A 19,796-nucleotide genomic window follows, 5' to 3' on the forward strand; every position below is an offset into this window, starting at 1 on the left:
CTGCTCCCAACAAGCACGGCATGTTTTGAGCTCATCTTTAAAGTGATCACTGGCGGTGAGTTTTTTTTGGCAGTAGCGACAGTGCTGGTCGCCCATACATTAAACCTTAAACGCTGTAACTGATGTTATATTGATAGACTTCAGACTACATATCCAGACTTAGCAAAACTGAGCAAATAGCCAATTATAATCATGATTGCATATCTGCCCTTTTGCACTGAATGTAAGCTTAGCGCCTTGTCTTTTCACTAGTGGGATTTAGCTATACCAATGTCGCATAACTGCAGATTTTTTATTCTATTGGCATCATAAATACCACAGACTGATGAATCGAAGGGCAATTAAGAGCAAAAGCTTACAGCTTGGCAGTTACATAACTGAAAACATGCCGTTAGCAATTAATAAGCATTCTGAAAAATAGCGACGTCAACGATAAAAAGCTGGAAAGCTGGAAAGCTGGAAAGAAAAAAGGCCCATCATGGGCCGATCAATTTACATCATGTAAACGCTGCATCATGCAGAAGATTCCTAAAGGCTTGCAAAGTAGTCTGGTGCTTTGCAATGATTCAAAGTATAGGGATTCACTCGGCGAAGCCAAGCCCCCCAAATGGGGGTATTTTGCACAAAAAGCGAAAAAAATGGCTAGAGAATTTAGTTTTTTAGCTGGGCTTGAGCAATTTGCTGAATTTTTGCCACAATGGCACGCAAACCGTTGCCTCGCGTGGGGCTTAGATGGCGCTCTAAATCTAGCGCATTAAAATAGGCGTTGATATCGAAACGAACGATATCCTCCGCGCTTTTCTGATTAAACGCGGCCATGACTAAGGCTAATAAGCCACGCACAATAATCGCATCGCTGTCGACAATAAAGTGCAGCTGCTGCTGTTCAGCCTGCAGAACGTCTAACCACACATTGCTTTGACAGCCCTTAACCAATTTATCGTCGGTTTTCAGGCTTTGCTGCATCGGCTCGAGCTCTTTGCCTAAATCAATAATATATTTATAGCGCTCTTCCCAATCGTCGAAAAAGGCTAAATCGTCCAGTATTTCATCAGTATTCGTTAAGGCCATCAGAAAAACAAACCTGCTTCTAATTGCGCTTCTTCACTCATCATGTCTCTATGCCAAGGNGGNTCAAATACTAATTCTACGCTTACCTGCTGAATATTTGGCACNTTTGCCAAACGGTATTCAACATCAGCCACCAATACCGGNCCCATGCCACAACCGGGGGCTGTCAGGGTCATATTAACCGCAACGGCGGCATTGTTTTGATCAATAAGCACTTGATAAACCAGCCCAAGCTCCACAATACTGATTGGAATCTCAGGGTCAAAAATGGTATCTAAGGCCTGCCAAACTTGAGATTCTTGAATCAGTCCAGAGCCGTCATCGTCAAAATCAAACTGCTCAGGCTGCTGTCCAATCGCGGCCGCATCAGTACCGTCAATACGATACATATTACCTTGCCAGGTAACGGTATAGTTACCGCCTAGACTCTGATTGATAGTTAAAAATTGACCGGCTGGGATCTCAATTAATTCGCCCGAGGGTACTTTTCTTGCCGGGCAAGCCTGTTTGGTATCGGCTAATGTCTGTTGCACTGCGCTGCCTTAGTTAACCGTAAAACTCTCGCCGCAACCGCACTCAGCAGTTACATTGGGGTTATTAAATTTAACCACGCGATTTACACCTTCGGTAACCATATCTATTTCGGTACCTTTGACTAATTGCAGTGCATCATTGGCGACGGCAAAACGAATCTCTGCACTGGGCGACAATACAACATCGCCTTGCTCAGCAGCATTAACAATATTCAACTCATAGGCAAAACCGCTGCAGCCTGACTCTTTTGTGGACAGCCGCACCAGTGCATCAGGCCGACTTTTCAGCGCAGTACTGAAATGAGCAAGCGCAGCATCCGTTAACGAAATAAGGTCTTGCTGAGGATTAAATGTATCAACCGTCATAATTATTATCCTGTTTACATCAACATGGTATTAACTTTGTCGAGCGCCGCAAAAAATACATCCACCTCATCGAGAGTATTGTATAAGGCAAACGATGCTCTTGCCGTACCGGGCAGACCTAAGCGCTGCATCAATGGCTCCGCACAGTGATGGCCAGTGCGAATCGCCACAGCTTGACGATCTAACAAAAATCCTATGTCCGCTGGATGGCCATTATGCATAATAAAACTCAGCACCGACAATTTATCTTTTGCCTGTCCAATCACCTCTAATCCGTCAAAATCTGCTGCCAGAGACCCAGCTTTGCTAATCAGCGCTTTCTCATGTGCACGCATTGCAGTAAGATCAATCGTGCTAAGCCAATCAATGGCAGCACCTAACGCAACAACATCAGCAATATTTGGTGTGCCCGCCTCAAGCCTGTAAGGTAACACATTCCAGCTCGCATCTTGATAGCTGACTTCACTGATCATTTCACCGCCGGTTTGCCATACTGGCCAGTCAGCCAGCAAGTCAGATTTACCCCAGAGCACGCCAACTCCCGTTGGCGCAAACACCTTATGACCGGAAAACACATAAAAATCACAGTCTAACTGTTGCACATCAACATCGCCGTGAGCGATGCCCTGTGCACCATCAATCAGCACTAATGCATCAGCCGATGTTTGGCGCACTTGTTGAATAATATCGCGAATCGGATTAACCGTACCTAAGGCATTCGAAATATGCGTAATCGCCAAACATGCGAGATTTTCTCCAGCCTTTTGTAACAAAGATGCAAATTCAGCCAGATCAAGTTCACCGGCATCGGTGATTGGGGCAATCCAAAGACTGGCGCCTGAAGCATGACAAGCCTGCTGCCAAGGGATAAGATTTGCATGATGTTCCATTTCTGAAACTATCACCACATCATGCTCTGTGAGCCTCTGTTTAAATCCGTTAGCGATAATATTAATCGATTCGGTCGTGCCGGCGGTCCAAATGACTTCTTCGCGATGCTTTGCGTTGATAAACTCAGCAACTTGATCACGCGCATGCTCAAAGCGGCGAGTTGCCTCATCAGCTAAACGATGGGCACCGCGGTGTACATTCGCATTGCAATGCTGATAATAATCTAACAAGGCATTTATAACAGCCTGCGGTTTTTGAGTGGTTGCCGCATTATCTAGATACACCAGAGGCTTTCCGTCAAACTGCTGTTGCAAAACAGGAAACTCAGCGCGAATTTTCTCTACATCAAAACTCATAGATCATTACTCAATTGGCCATCAATGCCACTAGTTCGCTTGCATAGTGCTAAAGCGCTGGCGCAATTGCTTACGCATCAGGGCTGCTATTGGCTCATCAGGCATCTGCTCAACCAACTCATTAACAAAGCCAAAGTTCAGCATTACCATAGCCTCAGCTTTATTAATCCCTCTTGAGGTAAGGTAGTAAAGCGCCGCATCGTCTATTTCGGCGACTGTCGCACCGTGTGCACAACGCACATCATCAGCGTATATCTCTAACTCAGGCTTGGTGTTTATTTCGGCTCTGCGCGACAGCAATAAGTTACGATTATTCAACTCTGCTAAGGTTTTCTGTGCATCACGATGAATATGTATGCGACCGTTAAACACGGCTTGCGCTCGATCTGCCACAATGCCACGCACATTTTCCTCTGTGGTGCCGTGAGCAACGGCATGCTCAATCGTGGTGTGCAAGTCAAAATGCTCTTCGCCGTCTAACAAATAAATAGCATTCATGGTTGCTAGCGCATGCTCACCTGCATGTTCGACATCAACATCTAAACGAGACATCGCAGCACCAAAGCCAATAATATGGCTATTAAGCTTTGAATGTTGAGCTAGGCGAAAGAAGTCTCCACCGACACAGTAGCTTTGCTCGGTTTGCAGCTGTAAACGGTAGTGGTTGAGCGTAGCATATTCGCTCAAATCGAATTCAGTGCAGGTATTGGTAAGGCCACTGGCGGTGCCCTCAAGTTGCTCTAACACAGTAAGCTTTGCGTTCTCCGCCACACTAACAAATGCGCGAGCGTGTTGCTCAAATGCTTCGCGATTATTGATGCATAAGCGCACAACCGGCTCGATAGTGGTATCTGCTGCTACCTCAATGATCAATGCGTCAGCGAATAAGGCGTCGTTAACCTGGCCAAACAAATGGCGAGCAGGCTTGATACTGGCAAAGCCAGATGGCAAAACAGCTTCATCACTTAGCATACGTATCGATATTCCAGCCGGTAGCGGCTGCTTAGGCAAGCGCCAGGCCTGGCCGTCAAAAACTATATCAATCGACGATAAATCAGCAATCTCGCTCGCTTGGCCATCAATATTACCTAACTCGAACGATTGCTGACCTAACTGATAAAGCGAGGTATATTTCCAAGCCTCAGTCTTGCGTGTAGGCCAAATAGACTGCTGTAGCTGCTGACGTGCTTGCTGCCTGATTTTTTGCCAAGCAAACGGTAGCTGCTGATTCGGCTGCTGTGCACGCTGAACCGCGCGCTCTAACCATTCAGTCATTGTTATTCACCTGAAGCCTTGGCAATATCACTGCCGGCATCCAACCAAGCATAGCCTTCTTGCTCTAACTCGAGCGCTAGCTCAGGGCCACCCGATTTAACAATTTTGCCATCCGCAAGCACGTGCACGTAATCGGGCTTAATATAATCTAATAATCGTTGATAATGCGTGACCACTACAAAGCTTCGATCAGCGCTGCGCTGGCTATTCACACCTTCAGCAACTACCTGTAATGCATCAATATCGAGACCTGAATCGGTTTCGTCCAAAATGCAAAGTGACGGAGACAACAAAATCATTTGCATGATTTCATTACGCTTTTTTTCCCCGCCTGAGAAGCCCTCGTTGACGCCACGCTTTAAAAATTCAACCGGCAAATTGACTTGCTTACAAGCCTCTCTTGCCATTTTCAGGAACTCTTTTGATGATACCGCAGGCAAGTCTTGCGCTTCACGATGCGCGTCAACAGCAGCCTTCAAAAATTCCAGATTTGATACACCCGGAATTTCAACCGGATATTGGAATGCTAGAAACAAACCTGCCCTAGCACGCTCTTCAGCCTCTAATTCAAGTAAATCTTGACCATTTAATAGCGCACTGCCTTGATCCACCTGATAACCCTCACGGCCAGACAATACATATCCTAGAGTTGATTTACCCGCGCCATTGGGCCCCATTATCGCATGCACTTCACCGGCTTTTACTTCAAGGTTCAAACCCTTCAAGATTTGCTTTTGCTCTACGCTGGCCTGTAAATTCTCAATACTTAACATCATTTTTCTCTTTATTAACCGACCGAGCCTTCTAAGCTGATCTCTAGTAATTTTCCTGCTTCAACCGCAAACTCCATCGGCAGCTCTTTGAACACTTCTTTACAAAAACCGTTCACAATCATCGAAACGGCTTTTTCAGGGTCAAGCCCGCGCTGCTGACAAAGAAACATTTGATCGTCTGACACTTTTGATGTGGTAGCTTCATGCTCAACAATCGCTGATGGATTTTTGCTTTCCACATAAGGGAATGTATGCGCGCCACATTGATCACCAATCAATAGTGAATCACATTGCGTAAAATTTCGCGCGCCATCAGAGTTTGGCCCCATGCGCACCAAGCCACGATAGGCATTGTTTGAATGACCAGCCGAAATACCTTTGGAAATAATCGTCGACTTAGTATTTTTTCCTAAGTGAATCATCTTAGTACCGGTATCAGCCTGTTGCTTACCGCGCGTTAACGCCACAGAGTAAAACTCCCCAACGCTATTATCACCGCGTAAAATACAGCTAGGGTATTTCCAGGTAACCGCTGAGCCAGTTTCAACTTGGGTCCAGGAGACCTTAGCATTGGTGTGGCAAACTGCCCGCTTGGTAACAAAATTGTATATGCCGCCGCGACCTTGCTCATCGCCAGGGTACCAATTTTGCACCGTTGAATATTTTATTTCAGCATCATCAAGTGCCACCAATTCTACCACTGCAGCATGCAGCTGATTTTCGTCACGCTGTGGTGCAGTACAACCTTCTAAATAGCTAACATAGCTGCCCTCGTCAGCAACAATTAAGGTTCGCTCAAACTGTCCGGTATTCTGTTCGTTAATGCGGAAATACGTTGATAACTCCATCGGGCAGCGCACCCCTTTCGGGATATACACGAACGAACCGTCAGTGAATACTGCGGAATTTAACGCGGCATAGTAATTATCGCGCTGCGGCACCACCGAACCCAGGTGCTGCCTAACCATCTCAGGGTATTCTTGCAAGGCTTCAGAAATCGAACAGAAAATCACGCCGGCTTCTTTCAACTTTTCTTTGAAGGTAGTTACCACTGAAACTGAATCAAATACTACATCCATGGCAACGCCTGCTAGTGCTTTTTGCTCCTCTAAAGGAATCCCCAGCTTTTCATAGGTTTCAAGCAACTCAGGATCAACCTCATCCAAGGATTGCGGTCTATCTTTCATGCTTTTGGGCGCCGAATAATAGGAAATATCTTGGAAGTTGATTGTTGGATAATCAACGTGTGCCCAAGCTGGCTCATCCATTGCCTGCCAGACTTTAAACGCCTCTAAGCGCCACTCAAGCATCCACTGTGGCTCGTTTTTCATCTGTGATATCTTACGAATAACTGACTCGTCAAGCCCAGGCGGAAAAGTCTCAGATTCGATATCTGAGACAAAACCTGCTTCGTATTCACGCTCGAGTGCTTTATCAATCTGTTCAGTCATACTCTTTTCTCATTACGCAGCTAATCGCTGACATACTTCACATATATGCGCTATCGCATCATTAATTTCTTGCTCGCTGGTATAGCGACCCAACGAGAACCGCAGCGAGCTGTCAGCAGCCTGATCCGATAAGCCCATCTCTGTTAATACATACGATGGTTTCATGCTTGCGGAGTTACATGCCGAACCAGAAGACAGTGCCAAACGCCGCAAGGACATTAATAAGGTCTCACCGACCAGACCGCTAAAACAGACGTTTAGGTGTCCTACCAAAGCATTATCTAGGTCGGTATTCAATGACACCATCGGTAAATGCTGTATGCCCTGCCATAACATATCGCGTAAACGCTTTATTTCGGCCAGCTCGGCCTGATTATCTTGAGCTAGGGCACAGGCCTCGCCTAAGCCAACAATTTGGTGCGTAGCCAAAGTGCCTGAGCGCATACCGCGCTCATGGCCGCCACCAAACATTAGCGGTGCAAGCTCAACTTTGGGCTGACGAGACACATACAAAGCACCTACACCTTTCGGGCCATACATTTTATGGGCTGAGACCGACAACATATCAATGCCCATTGCTTTCACATCAAGGGCCAGCTTACCCACGCTTTGCGCAGCATCAACATGAAATAGGACAGCAGATTGTCGGCAAAGTTGTGCGATGGCTGCAATATTATTAATGATGCCGGTTTCATTATTCGCATGCATAATAGAAACCAATGCGGTATCTGCGCGCAATACGTCAGCAATTTGCTGCACTGTTGTCTGACCAGATTGATTGGGCTGGATATAGCTTACCTCAAAGCCCTCAGACTCAAGCTGCGCTAAACAATCGAGCACCGCCTTATGCTCAATGCTTGAGCTAATAATATGCTTTTTACCAAACTTCTGAGCCTGCAGGCGCGCAGCGCCAAATAAGGCCAAATTATCCGATTCAGTCGCACCTGAGGTAAACACAATCTCACGCACTTCCGCGCCGATTAAGTCAGCCACTTGTTGCCTCGCCAACTCAACGGCCTCAGCGGCCTGCCAACCATACATATGGCTATTTGAGGCCGGATTACCAAAATTACCGTCACGCAGCAGACAGGCCTGCATTTTTTGCGCAACCGATTCCGCAATTGGCGTTGTCGCAGCATAATCAAGGTAGATAGCAGATGGCTTCACAACAAAAACCCGTTATAAATCACTGACCGAAGCGATCAGGTCGTGCTCAGCTACAGCAGTGTCGGCGGTATGATCCAATTGCTTTGATGATAGGCGACGAATTTCCTCACGTTCGATAAGCGAGGCCAAGCTGATACTCTGTAAAAACTGCTGAATTTGGCCACTGAGATCGGCCCAAAGGTGATGCGTTAAACAAGTTTGACCATCTTGACAGTCACCCTTTCCTTGGCAATTGGTCGCATCAATACTTTCATCGACTGCTGCAATAATATCGGCGATAAAAATGCTCGCTACTGGCTTGGATAAGCGATAGCCGCCACCGGGTCCGCGCACACTATTAACCAGCTGTCGCTTGCGCAATTTAGAAAATAATTGCTCAAGATAAGACAAGGAAATATCTTGCCGAGATGAAATATCTGCCAGACTGATAGGGCCATGATGCTGATGCAGCGCAAGGTCTAGCATTGCAGTCACCGCATAGCGGCCTTTAGTAGTAAGTCGCATAAAAAAATATTCATCGAGTCAGGCTTGTAGGCCGCGAATTATCTGTATTCCGAGTATTTTAGTCAAGTATTTTTATTGGCAATTTACAGGCCCTAAATCAGCATCTATGGATTGATTTTCTGCACCAGCTGATCAATCCGCTTGAGCATGCCGCGACACATTTGCACTTCCATCTCGTCCATCCGCGCACGATGAAACAAACGTCGAAAGCGCGTCATCACTTGGCGCTGAGCATTCGGCTCTAAAAATTCAATCGCGATTAAGCTTTGCTCTAAATGCTGATAAAAATGCTCTAGCATCGCAGGCCCTGCAATCGGCACATCCCAGTCTCGCATACTGGCGGCCAAGGCCGCCTGCTCTAGCTCTGAACTTGACTGACTCACGGTGGGTAATTGATCACCCAGAATAGTCATGCGTAACTCATAACAAACCACCTGTACTGCAGCCGCTAAGTTGAGCGAGCTATATTCGGGGTTGGTTGGAATATTTAAATGTAAATGACACTGATGCAATTCGTCGTTGGTTAGGCCACGGTCTTCGCGTCCAAACACCAGCGCAATCGGCTGCTTTGGCGCATTGACCAGCTGTTGCTGCACCTGCGCGGCGGCCTCTCTCGGATTCATTAACGGCCAGGGTATTTTGCGCTCACGCGCTGACGTGCCAATAACTAAGGCGCAGCCATCAATGGCCTCGCTTAAACTTTGACAACATAGCGCCTGCTCGAGCACATCATCAGCGTGACCAGCGCGCCACACCGCTTCTTCATCAGGAAACTGCTTTGGCTCCACCAAGACCAACTGTGCTAGACCCATATTTTTCATGGCACGCGCGGCAGCACCTATATTGCCAGGATGGGTCGTATTGACCAATACGATTCGAATCTGAGAAAACAGTGCTGAGGACATGCATAGACCCAATATTTATTAATTCGCGCTAAAATCTGCGACGCATATTATACAGGACTGGCGTCGAACTGCACTCCTGCTTATAATTGCTGCAGAGTTTCACACTCACTGATCTTTAACAGCCGTTTCCGCCGTCATTTTTATACAAGGTTTGAATTATGCACCCATTTATCAATATTGCTCTTCGCGCCGCAAGAAAAGCGGGCGATATCATTGAACGTGCGGCGGAAAACATTGATCAGCTCGAAGTGATGGCAAAATCTGCTAGCGACTTTGTCACCGAGGTTGATCAAGCGGCCGAGCAAGAGATTCTCTATCATTTACAAAAAGCCTATCCAGATCACGCCTTCGTCTGCGAAGAAGCTGGCATTATTGGCGATCCTGAGCAAGCCGAATATCACTGGCTTATTGACCCTTTAGACGGCACTACTAATTTCATTCACGGCATTGCCCATTTTGCCGTTTCTATCGCCTGCGTTAATCGACAGGGCGTGCTTGAACATGCGGTTATTTATGACCCTATTAAGCGTGAAGAATATACTGCCAGTCGTGGTGCAGGCGCCCAACTCAATGGCCGCCGAATTCGAGTGAAGGAAAAATACCACAAACCTCAGGCACTTTTTGCCACCGGCATACCCTTTGGTGATACACCGCATGCAGCAATGCTAGAATTTAACCAAGCTCTGAACACCTTAGCTTTGGGCAGCGCCGGCATTCGACGGATGGGCGCTTGCTCACTCGATCTAGCCTATGTTGCGGCTGGTCGCTATGATGGCTTTTGGGAGAAAGGCATTAAAGCTTGGGATATTGCCGCTGGCATGCTGCTAGTCAAAGAAGCCGGCGGGCTAGTCTCAGATTTTTCGGGCGGTTTTGATTCACTGAAAAATCATCAAATTGTGGCAGGCTCACCCAAGGCCTTCAAAGCAACGCTGCAAGCAGTGCAACCCAAGAACTGAAGTTGCGCCTTATCAAAGCTAGCATCTGGCTGTGCTAATATGTGGCTCTGCTAATATGTAGCTGTGCTGATTTGTTGCGCTCACAGCTTGTATTCATTGGCTGAACTGAAAGCCTGAACTGACAGCCTGAATGGTATTGATGCTCACCCTCATTGAAAAATATTTAAGTATTTACGCTTAATGTAGAGAGTACCAAGAGCTCTAAAATGCTAAGAGTGTTAAGAGTGCCGGCAAGACGTTACTCGAACTCGATGCCAAAGCCCACATAGCTGGTTTTAAGGTGATAACTCGCTGGCTCTTTACCGAAGCCATCAAAGTAAAATAATGATAGCCATGCATCGCCAGCCTTGGCATTGATCGCCAGTTTACCGCCGCGATTCTTAAACACGTTTTTTAAACCCGTCTTAAACTCAACTCGAGTATTTAGCCAAGGCTGAAAAAAGTAGTCGTAGCGTAGTCTTAGCCCATCGTAGGCAGCAATTTCAGCATTATCTTGTTGATCCCACCAAATCTCGTCTTCTTTATCGAGCAGTCCTGCTAACTGACAATCACATAATAAACGCAAATCCGTTTGCAATAGCCAATCGCCCTGCTGAGGCTGAACCAAATTCAGGTCTGAACTTAATCGGTAACGCAGACTAAAATAATCCCAACCGCGACTCACCTCATTGATTGCGAAAATCAGATTTCGCTGCTGCGCAAGCGTATTAAAAATATCCAAGGCATCGTCAATACCGTTTTGGTCATCATCTTGCTTGGCTAGCTCTAACGACTGACCGTTCGATTCATGAAACCAACCTAATTCAAAGCTATGCCAAAAGCCTTGCCAAACAAAGCTATTAAATTTGTAGCTAATGCCAGGGTTTTGAATACGCGATAGCACGGGTGAGGATTTGTATTGCTCATTTAACACATAAAAATCAAATAAGCCGTTATACACGAAATGAAGGCCTTGATAGATGGGGTATTCTATCGATAAATAAAATTCAAGATGCTCTTCTTCTTTTAGCGGATCGTTGGTAGTAGGCACTGCAAGCCCAAAAAAATTCGGGTTGTATGCCACAATTTTATCAGTAAACGAGGCAAACTTATCTTCGGCAATAAGCTCGCCAGCAATAGCCTCAGTAGCCATTGAAATGAACAGAAAATACAATGCATGGCGAATATTCACAAACTATCCCTGTTTAAGATGGTAAATGGCTTATTGCCGTTTAATGTCGAGAAAACAACATAATCTCGAACAATATGCGAGAAGAGTCCGCCCTAAAGCTTAGAATGCAAAGCGAAAATGCGACATTAAACCTGAATACCCAGTCTCTAGCTTGCCATCAAACTCACTACTGTCAACATCTAGATCAAACACTAATGAGCTCAGACCGATACCAAGACCAAAATTTTGCAATACTTGGTACTCGAGACCAATATAGTTTTCTTTTAACAGGCCACCATAACCTTCATAATCCAGCGCAAATAATTCATGCTGATAAATGAAAGAGAAATTATCACTGACGTTGTAACGAAAACCAATATTCAAGGTTGGTAGAGGGATATACTGATCTGACGAAAAATCGCCATTGCTTTCCCGCTCGTCATCGCCATTTACAAATAAGTCGCTGCTAAAATTCAGCTCGGTTCGTCTAACATTCAAACCCAATCCGACATATGCCTCATAAGCTTTAACATTAATCAATGAATAGTCCCAGCCTAGCTTAAGCACGGAGGTATTAATTTCAGTAGAAAGTTGGCTGCCTATGCCATATATATTGTCGCCGATTTGAATATTCTCTTTGTCGACAACAGAATCGCCCTTTCGATCGGTTTGATAGAAGCTAAGTCTTAAGCGGTGCTTCAGGTTAAATTGATACGCAGCATCTATTTTCAGTACGCTGACGCTCTTATCAATGCCCAGAGCCTGCTCTAAGTCGAGCAAGCTACCCAAACCAAGACGTTTTGAGTTTACCTGCACCAAAGAATCATAACCAGATGCCGCAAAACCACCGATATCAACAAACCATGCATGGCGATCTCTTTCCTCATATCGCTGCTGAGCATTCGCCTGCATATAGGAGCTAATGAGTAACAGCAAAAGTGTAGATCGAAATATATTTATGACAGCGCTTTTAACAATATTGATCGCAGTATTCATAACAACAAATTCTTATAAAGCATGGCAACCCAAAGCAGGTCGCCGATGAACTAGGGCGTGTCGTAATCTTCTTCTGCTTGCTCAATCACAATAAGGTCATCTTTGCTGATGTGCATAAGCATCAGCACATTGGCCGCGACATAAATTGACGAATAAGTACCAATTAGCACGCCTGTTAGCAATGCAATTGAGAATCCGCGAATCAGATCGCCACCGAAGATATACAGCACAACCAACACCAGCAAGGTAGTCAAGGAGGTGACGATAGTGCGACTGAACGTTTGTGTTAATGAGGTATTAATGACCTCAGCAGCATCACCCTTGCGCATCAGACGAAAATTTTCACGAATTCGATCAGAAACGACAATGGTATCATTCAAGGAGTAGCCGATAACCGCCAAAATGGCAGCTAATACCGTAAGATCAAACTCCAAACCTAATAAGGCAAACAAACCTAAGGTAATTAGAACATCATGCGCCAAGGCCGCAACGGCACCGATTGAAAACTTCAGCTGAAAACGAATTGCCACATAGACCATAATCATGGCGAGAGCCAATAGCATGGCCATACCGCCCTGCTCTTTAAGCTCATCACCTACCTGTGGCCCAACAAACTCTATGCGCTCTAGCTCAACGCTTGGATCGGCCGACTCAAGCGCGTTTAGAATTTGGCTGCCTAGCTTTGAGGTACTTTCACCCTGAACGCGGATCATCACATCGGTTTCAGCACCAAAATGTTGCACTACGGCATTACCAAAACCTGCCTCTGCCAGATCTTCACGCACCACCGACAAATCTGCCGGCTGCTCAAACGCCACCTCAACTAAGGTACCGCCGGTAAAGTCTAAACCGAAGTTTAAGCCTCTAAAAGCAAGCGCTGCGATAGCAATCAGCAACAGTATGGCTGAAAACCCGGTTGCCACATGGCGATAGGCCATAAAATTGAATACTTTTTTCTCGCTCATCTGGATACCTATATAGCTAAACGATTAACGCGCGGATTTCGGTAAATTAGCTGCACTATCGCACGGGTGACAACAATTGCTGTAAACATGGAAGTTAAAATACCAATCATTAAGGTAACAGCAAAACCTTGCACGGGGCCGCTACCAATCGCGAACAAAATAACGGCAACCAAGAAGGTGGTAATATTGGCATCCATAATCGTCACAAATGCACGATCATAGCCAGCCTCAATTGCCTTGTAAGGTGAAATGCCGTCAGCGATTTCCTCCTTAATCCTCGCAAAAATCAGCACATTGGCATCAACCGCCATACCCACAGTTAACACAATGCCGGCTATCCCAGGCAGCGTTAAGGTAGCCGATAAAATAGACATACAGGCGACTATCAAAATAAGGTTCAATACCAATGCAATATTCGCCGCAAGGCCAAACACTTTATAATACAGCAGCATAAATACCAGCACCGCCAGCATACCAATACTGACTGCCTCAATGCCTAGGGCAATATTCTCCGCACCTAAAGACGGGCCAATCGTGCGTTCTTCAACAAAGTCGATTGGCGCCGCCAATGCGCCTGCGCGAAGCAGCAGTGCCAAATCTTTTGCTTCTTGCGGACTGTCTAAACCAGTGATTCGAAATTGTACGCCAAGTGCAGACTGCACTGTGGCAAGCGATATAATTTCTTTTTGGTAATAAGGCACGCGCTCCAGGCTTTTGCGGCCAGCTTCATCTAACACTGTTTTTGCACGGTATTTACGCTCGATAAATAGCACGCCTAGATTACGACCAATATTCGATTTAGTGGCAGCATGCATACGTTTGCCGCCTTGACTATCGAGTGTGATATTAACTTGGGGTCGACCATTTTCGTCAAAGCTTGAACTGGCGTTAGACACGTGCTCACCAGTAATGACCACTGAGCGCGTCAGAGCAGCTTGTGCCCGGCGACCAACCCCCTGACGAAATGGAAACATTTCCTGACCACTTTTACCATCAGCCTCTAAACGAAATTCAAGACTGGCGGTTTTACCAATGATACGCTTAGCGGTAGAGGAGTCTTGTACACCGGGTAGCTCAACCACAATGCGATTGGCGCCTTGTTTTTGCACCAAAGGTTCTGATACGCCTAGCTCGTTGACTCGATTTCGTAATGCCGTTAAGTTTTGGGTCACAGCATCTTGCGCGATTTGTTTTCGCTCTGATTCAGAGACTGACCAACGAATTAAAAATTTACCCTGCTCGTCATCTTCGGTGCTAATAATGAGATTAGGTTGTGCGTCTTTAATCAAGGCTTTTGCCTGATCTCTTAGCTCAGCGCTTTTAAAGCGGCCAACAATAACAATCGTTGACTGTTCATCTAGCGTTAGTGATTCAGTATCAACGACACCGCGAATACGCTGCTCTCGCAGCTGTTTGCGAATATCGCCTTTGTAACCATCCATGCGTTTCTCTAAGGCAAACAGCGTATCAACTTCTAATAAAAAGTGTACCCCACCCGAAAGATCAAGACCCAGCTTCATTGGCTCAGCGCCCAAGGCAACTAACCATTCAGGCGTGGTAGGTGCAAGATTGAGCGCTACGATGTATTGTGCCTTTAAGGCTATATCAATGATTTCTTTTGCATGCAGCTGCTGCGCTTGGTCTTGCAGACGAATCAAAATATGCTGCGCATTTAACTCATGCGACTTTACCGCGATGTTATCTTGCTCAAGTGCAAACAANACCCTTTTTAACAGGCGATCATTCAAACTTTGTGCACTTGAATCAACCGATATCTGAATAGCAGGATCAGGTGGATACAAGTTCGGTGCGGCATAAATAAAGCCAATCAGCAGCGCAAAGATAACGGCTGCATATTTCCATAAAGGGAAGTTATTCATCATAAAATCATTTATCTAATTTATCGTTGTTAAGGTCGTGTACATCAAGCTACCCACCGACGAGCGTTACGGAAAATGCGCATCCATGGGCTATCTTCACCCCAGTCGCTTGGTGCCCAGGAATGATTTACGGTGCGAAAAACGCGCTCAGGATGTGGCATCATAATTGTGGCTCGACCATCAACTGAGGTTAAGGCTGTCAAGCCGTCAGGCGAACCATTGGGGTTATCAGGGTATCGCAATGTTGCCTGATGTTGGCTGTCTACAAATCGCGCAGCAACCAGACCCTGGGCCGCAGCCAGCTGAGCATCCGAGCCAAACTCGGCTCGACCCTCGCCGTGAGCAACCGCAACTGGAATCACTGAACCTTGCATACCTTGCAGTAAAACTGAGGCTGAGTCGGCAATCTGAATTTGCGCATAACGGGCTTCAAACTGCTCTGACTGATTGCGCACAAAACGCGGCCAGTGTTCAGCGCCCGGTATAATATGTTTTAACTGTGACATCATTTGGCAGCCATTACATACGCCCAGTGAGAAACTGTCTTGTCGCTCAAAGAAGGCGGCAAACTGATCTCTTAACTGCGGATTGTATAAAATGGTTTTTGCCCAACCTTCGCCAGCACCCAACACGTCGCCATAGGAAAAGCCACCGCAGGCTGCAAGGCCACGAAAGCCCTCTAGACTTGTTCGACCTGAAATCAAATCCGACATATGAACATCGACGGCATTAAAGCCAGCTTTGTCAAAAGCAGCTGCCATTTCGGTTTGGCCATTTACACCTTGCTCACGCAAAATAGCAATTTGCGGGCGCGCGCCTTGGTTAATGAATGGGGCAGCAATATCGTCTTGCGCATCGAAGCTAATCAATGGCTGTATGCCATTGTCATCTGCATCTGCGATTTTCTCAAACTCTTGCAATGCGCATTCAGGGTTATCGCGCATGGATTGGATATGGTAACTGGTTTTCGCCCAAAGCTGATGCAGCCTAACGCGCGAGTCATCTATCAGCGTTTGACCCGCTTCAGTAATGACAATTTTATCACCGGACAAAGGCTTACCAATAACTGACAAACAATCGGCCACATCGAACTGCGCAAACACGTCCTGCAGCGCCTCGATATGCTCGACCGCAACTTGCACAACTGCACCTAACTCCTCATTGAATAGGGTTTCAAGTGCTGAAGCGCCAGCCTGAATAGTCTCTAATTCGACGGCTAAACCACAATGACCGGCAAAAGCCATTTCAACTAAGGTGGTAAATAAGCCACCATCTGACTTATCGTGATAAGCTAGCAACAAACCATCGGCATTCGCTGCCTGCAGTGCATGAAAACCATTTTTTAGCACATCTGCATCATCGACATCTGGCGCTTGGTTACCTAGCGCATTGAAAACCTGCGCAACACAAGAGCCACCTAAACGTTTTTTACCGCGCGCAAAGTCTACTAACATTAACACACTAGGCTTCACAGCTGGCTTAGAGCCTATATGCAGCTGCGGTGTTAGCGTCTTGCGCACGTCCGTCACGGGTGCAAATGCCGAGATCACTAAGGATAGCGGCGCAGTAACTGACTTTTCAAGCTTACTGTTTTGTTCTTGCCATACCGTGCGCATTGACATCGAGTCTTTACCAACAGGGATAGCAATGCCAAGTGCCGGACAAAGTTCGATGCCGATTGCCTCAACTGCTTCATATAAAGCTTGATCTTCACTGCCATAGCCGGCGGCTGCCATCCAATTAGCCGATAACTTCACATCGCTTAGCTGCGCGATAGGTGCAGCAGCAATATTGAGCAGAGACTCAGCCACTGCCATACGCGCAGAGGCCGCTGGGTTGACTAGCGCAATGGGCGTGCGCTCACCCATAGACATCGCCTCACCAACATAGCTATCAAAACTACTGGTGGTGACTGCCACATCTGCAACCGGCACCTGCCAAGGCCCAACCATCTGGTCACGAACCACCTGACCAGTCACTGAACGGTCGCCAATGGTGATTAAAAATTGCTTACTGGCTACGGTTGGCAGCTGAAGTACCCGTTCAGCCGCCTCTAATAGGTCGAGTTCTTGGCCGTCAAAACCGGGTAAATCAAGAGTTTGTCGCGTGAATTGACGGTGCATCTTTGGCGGCTTGCCAAATAATACATCCATCGGTAAATCAACCGGATTATTACCAAACTCGCGATCGCTTAAGCGCAGATGCTGTTCAGCAGTAGCTTCCCCCACCACTGCATAAGGGCAACGCTCGCGCTGACAGATCGATTCAAATAGCGATAAGTTGTCATCACTTACCGCCAAGGTATAACGCTCCTGCGACTCATTACACCAAATCTCAAGCGGTGACATTGATAGCTCATCATTGGGAATTTGCCGCAGCTCAAAATTTGCGCCACAGCCACCATCTTTGGCTAACTCTGGGAAAGCATTCGATAAACCACCTGCGCCAACGTCGTGAATAAAGGCTATCGGATTGTCATCACCTAAAGCCCAACAGCGGTCGATCACTTCCTGACAACGCCGCTCAATTTCAGGGTTTTGACGCTGTACCGATGCAAAATCAAGGTCTTCTGATGAGCTGCCAGAGGCAACAGATGAAGCCGCGCCGCCGCCAAGACCAATCAACATGGCTGGACCACCCAAGACAATTAACTTGGTCGATGGTGCAAACTCGCGCTGCTCTATATGCTCTTGTTTAATATTACCGTATCCGCCTGCCAGCATAATCGGCTTGTGGTAACCCCTTACCTCTTCGCCATTCACGGTAGTCACAAGATTTTCATAACTGCGAAAATACCCGCAAATATTTGGCCGACCAAATTCGTTATTAAAGGCTGCACCACCAATCGGCCCTTCTAACATAATATCTAATGCGCTAACAATACGATCAGGCTTACCGTAAGGCGTTTCCCATGGCTGCTGATAACCAGGAATTTGTAAGTTAGATACGCTAAATCCGGTTAAACCCACTTTAGGCTTAGAGCCCCGGCCTACTGCGCCCTCATCGCGGATCTCACCGCCTGAGCCAGTTCCGGCACCGGCAAAGGGCGAAATAGCAGTTGGGTGGTTATGGGTTTCAACCTTCATCAGTATGTGCACTGGCTCATGCTGGTAAGCATACTCACCCGTTAATGTATCTGGATAAAATCGTCCGGCAGAGTGACCTGTAATGACTGAGGCATTGTCAGCATAGGCCGAAAGCACATTATCGGGCGATTGCTGATAAGTATTTTTGATCATGCCAAACAAGGATTTGTCTTGCATTTCACCATCAATTTCCCAGCTCGCATTAAATATTTTATGCCGACAGTGTTCTGAATTTGCCTGCGCAAACATCATGAGCTCAATGTCGTTGGGATTGCGCGCAAGCTCAGAAAATCGGTCAAACAAATAATCAATTTCATCTTCAGCTAATGCCAAACCCAGGTTTTGGTTGGCTTGCTCCAATGCTGCTCGACCTTGCGAGAGCATATCAATACTTTGCATCGGCTTTGCAGCACTTTGTTGAAACAATGCTGAGGCAGCTTCAAACTCACTGCATACCTGCTCAACCATACGATCGTGCAAAACATCAGCCACAGCAGTGTACTGCGCAGCCGTTACCTCAGCATGTACATAGACCGCAATACCGCGCTCAATGCGCTTAACCGCTTGCAAACCACAGTTATGCGCAATATCTGTTGCCTTTGATGACCAAGGCGAAATCGTGCCTAATCGTGGCAGCAGTAAAAACAGTGTTCCTTGCTGATCAACTTCACCAAGACGTGGGCCATACTCAAGCAAGGCATGCAGCACTTCGCGTTGATCGGCATCTAATTCATTGGCAAGATCCACAAAATGCATATAGCGAGCTGACAAGCTCAAGCTTAATCCCGTTTCGGCAAGAATTTGCGCAGATAATTTTTGCTGCCTAAATGGAGAGAGTGCCGAATTGCCCGCAAGAGTAAGCATAATCAATAACGCCTTATACGCTCAAAATGATGTCAAATGATAGGGTGATAGTAGCCGGGTATTTTAACCTAATTGAATGATTTTGTGGCTTTATTTTTCCCCTTATTGGCTTTTCAACGTAAAATGAGGCTATGGATTCTTTTAAGCCTGCCGGACGCCGGACGCAAAATTTGATTACAGCTCGCTACTGGAAGATGCACTGTTGTTGGCTATGGCTTGTTATCATGCTGGCTAGCTGTGAAAAACCAAACCCCGGCAAGCTCGAGCAGGCCTCAAACGCGACAGCTGAGACAGTTGCGACAGACATAACAAATACAGTAGCCACCCAGGTCGACTCACTCAACGTTGTCACTCTCCCAGGCATTCACACCTATTTGCCTAATGCTCAAGCCAATAAACGCGGCCTTGAATTTAGTCTGATTAAGCAATTCGCAGAGCAACAGCGCTATATTATAAATATACTCGTTGCCAAGAATGAGACCGAGCTGCAACAGGCGCTCGATTCTGAACTTGCTGATGTCGGCCTGATTGGACAACCGCCCAGCGAACACCAGCTGGCGCAATATTTTTTTAGCACTGGCTATATGGATGTGACCACCCAGCTAAT

Annotated in this window: 17 protein-coding genes; 2 read left to right on the forward strand and 15 right to left on the reverse strand. The window is 46.6% G+C overall.

The window, feature by feature from the left end:
• Nucleotides 1-651: 651 nt before the first annotated feature.
• The 10 genes from HRU21_01680 to HRU21_01725 all read right to left on the reverse strand — a co-directional run bounded on the left by HRU21_01680 (nt 652) and on the right by HRU21_01725 (nt 9,292).
• Nucleotides 652-1,071 carry a SufE family protein gene (locus HRU21_01680; protein NRA40997.1) on the reverse strand — a complete coding sequence of 140 codons (420 nt, stop codon included), beginning with the start codon at nt 1,069-1,071 and terminating at the stop codon, nt 652-654.
• Nucleotides 1,071-1,604, reverse strand: coding sequence for a putative Fe-S cluster assembly protein SufT (gene sufT, locus HRU21_01685; protein NRA40998.1), 534 nt, complete (start codon nt 1,602-1,604; stop codon nt 1,071-1,073). Before sufT ends, HRU21_01680 begins: the two co-directional genes overlap by 1 nt.
• 9 nt (nt 1,605-1,613) lie before the next feature.
• Nucleotides 1,614-1,970, reverse strand: a complete 357-nt coding sequence (locus HRU21_01690; protein ID NRA40999.1) for an iron-sulfur cluster assembly accessory protein — start codon at nt 1,968-1,970, stop codon at nt 1,614-1,616.
• Nucleotides 1,971-1,984: 14 nt separating this feature from the next.
• The gene (locus HRU21_01695) at nt 1,985-3,217 is read right to left on the reverse strand and encodes a cysteine desulfurase (GenBank protein NRA41000.1); all 1,233 of its coding nucleotides are present in this window, start codon (nt 3,215-3,217) and stop codon (nt 1,985-1,987) included.
• 30 nt (nt 3,218-3,247) lie between these two features.
• Nucleotides 3,248-4,492, reverse strand: coding sequence for a Fe-S cluster assembly protein SufD (gene sufD, locus HRU21_01700; protein ID NRA41001.1), 1,245 nt, complete (start codon nt 4,490-4,492; stop codon nt 3,248-3,250).
• Nucleotides 4,493-4,494: 2 nt separating this feature from the next.
• Nucleotides 4,495-5,265: a Fe-S cluster assembly ATPase SufC gene (gene sufC, locus HRU21_01705; protein ID NRA41002.1), complete on the reverse strand. Its 771-nt coding sequence runs from the start codon at nt 5,263-5,265 to the stop codon at nt 4,495-4,497.
• 14 nt (nt 5,266-5,279) lie between these two features.
• The gene (sufB, locus tag HRU21_01710; protein NRA41003.1) at nt 5,280-6,716 is read right to left on the reverse strand and encodes a Fe-S cluster assembly protein SufB; all 1,437 of its coding nucleotides are present in this window, start codon (nt 6,714-6,716) and stop codon (nt 5,280-5,282) included.
• Nucleotides 6,717-6,728: 12 nt separating this feature from the next.
• On the reverse strand, nt 6,729-7,868 hold the full coding sequence (locus tag HRU21_01715; GenBank protein ID NRA41004.1) for an aminotransferase class V-fold PLP-dependent enzyme: 1,140 nt from the start codon (nt 7,866-7,868) through the stop codon (nt 6,729-6,731).
• Between the two features lie 27 nt (nt 7,869-7,895).
• Entirely contained in the window at nt 7,896-8,387 is a 492-nt protein-coding gene (gene iscR / locus HRU21_01720) for a Fe-S cluster assembly transcriptional regulator IscR (protein NRA41005.1), read from the reverse strand.
• A gap of 104 nt (nt 8,388-8,491) precedes the next feature.
• Entirely contained in the window at nt 8,492-9,292 is an 801-nt protein-coding gene (locus tag HRU21_01725; GenBank protein ID NRA41006.1) for an RNA methyltransferase, read from the reverse strand.
• A gap of 158 nt (nt 9,293-9,450) precedes the next feature.
• On the opposite strand from HRU21_01725, the gene HRU21_01730 reads away from it, so the two are divergent.
• Entirely contained in the window at nt 9,451-10,248 is a 798-nt protein-coding gene (locus tag HRU21_01730) for an inositol monophosphatase (GenBank protein ID NRA41007.1), read from the forward strand.
• 238 nt (nt 10,249-10,486) lie between these two features.
• Here HRU21_01730 and HRU21_01735 read toward each other — a convergent pair whose 3' ends face one another.
• The 5 genes from HRU21_01735 to purL form a co-directional block, all read right to left on the reverse strand.
• Nucleotides 10,487-11,419 carry a hypothetical protein gene (locus tag HRU21_01735; protein NRA41008.1) on the reverse strand — a complete coding sequence of 311 codons (933 nt, stop codon included), beginning with the start codon at nt 11,417-11,419 and terminating at the stop codon, nt 10,487-10,489.
• A 99-nt stretch (nt 11,420-11,518) separates the two neighbouring features.
• Nucleotides 11,519-12,310, reverse strand: a complete 792-nt coding sequence (locus HRU21_01740; protein NRA41009.1) for a DUF481 domain-containing protein — start codon at nt 12,308-12,310, stop codon at nt 11,519-11,521.
• A 134-nt stretch (nt 12,311-12,444) separates the two neighbouring features.
• Nucleotides 12,445-13,359, reverse strand: coding sequence for a protein translocase subunit SecF (gene secF / locus HRU21_01745; GenBank protein NRA41010.1), 915 nt, complete (start codon nt 13,357-13,359; stop codon nt 12,445-12,447).
• Nucleotides 13,360-13,367: 8 nt separating this feature from the next.
• Nucleotides 13,368-15,242 (reverse strand): protein translocase subunit SecD, encoded by a 1,875-nt coding sequence (gene secD / locus HRU21_01750; GenBank protein ID NRA41011.1) that lies wholly within the window; start codon nt 15,240-15,242, stop codon nt 13,368-13,370.
• Between the two features lie 41 nt (nt 15,243-15,283).
• Entirely contained in the window at nt 15,284-19,189 is a 3,906-nt protein-coding gene (purL, locus tag HRU21_01755) for a phosphoribosylformylglycinamidine synthase (GenBank protein NRA41012.1), read from the reverse strand.
• Between the two features lie 224 nt (nt 19,190-19,413).
• Between purL and HRU21_01760 the strand changes: the two genes are divergently transcribed.
• On the forward strand, nt 19,414-19,796 hold a 383-nt coding region (locus tag HRU21_01760), incomplete at its 3' end, for a hypothetical protein (protein ID NRA41013.1).

Source organism: Pseudomonadales bacterium (genome assembly GCA_013215025.1).
In the GTDB taxonomy this organism is placed as follows: domain Bacteria; phylum Pseudomonadota; class Gammaproteobacteria; order Pseudomonadales; family DT-91; genus DT-91.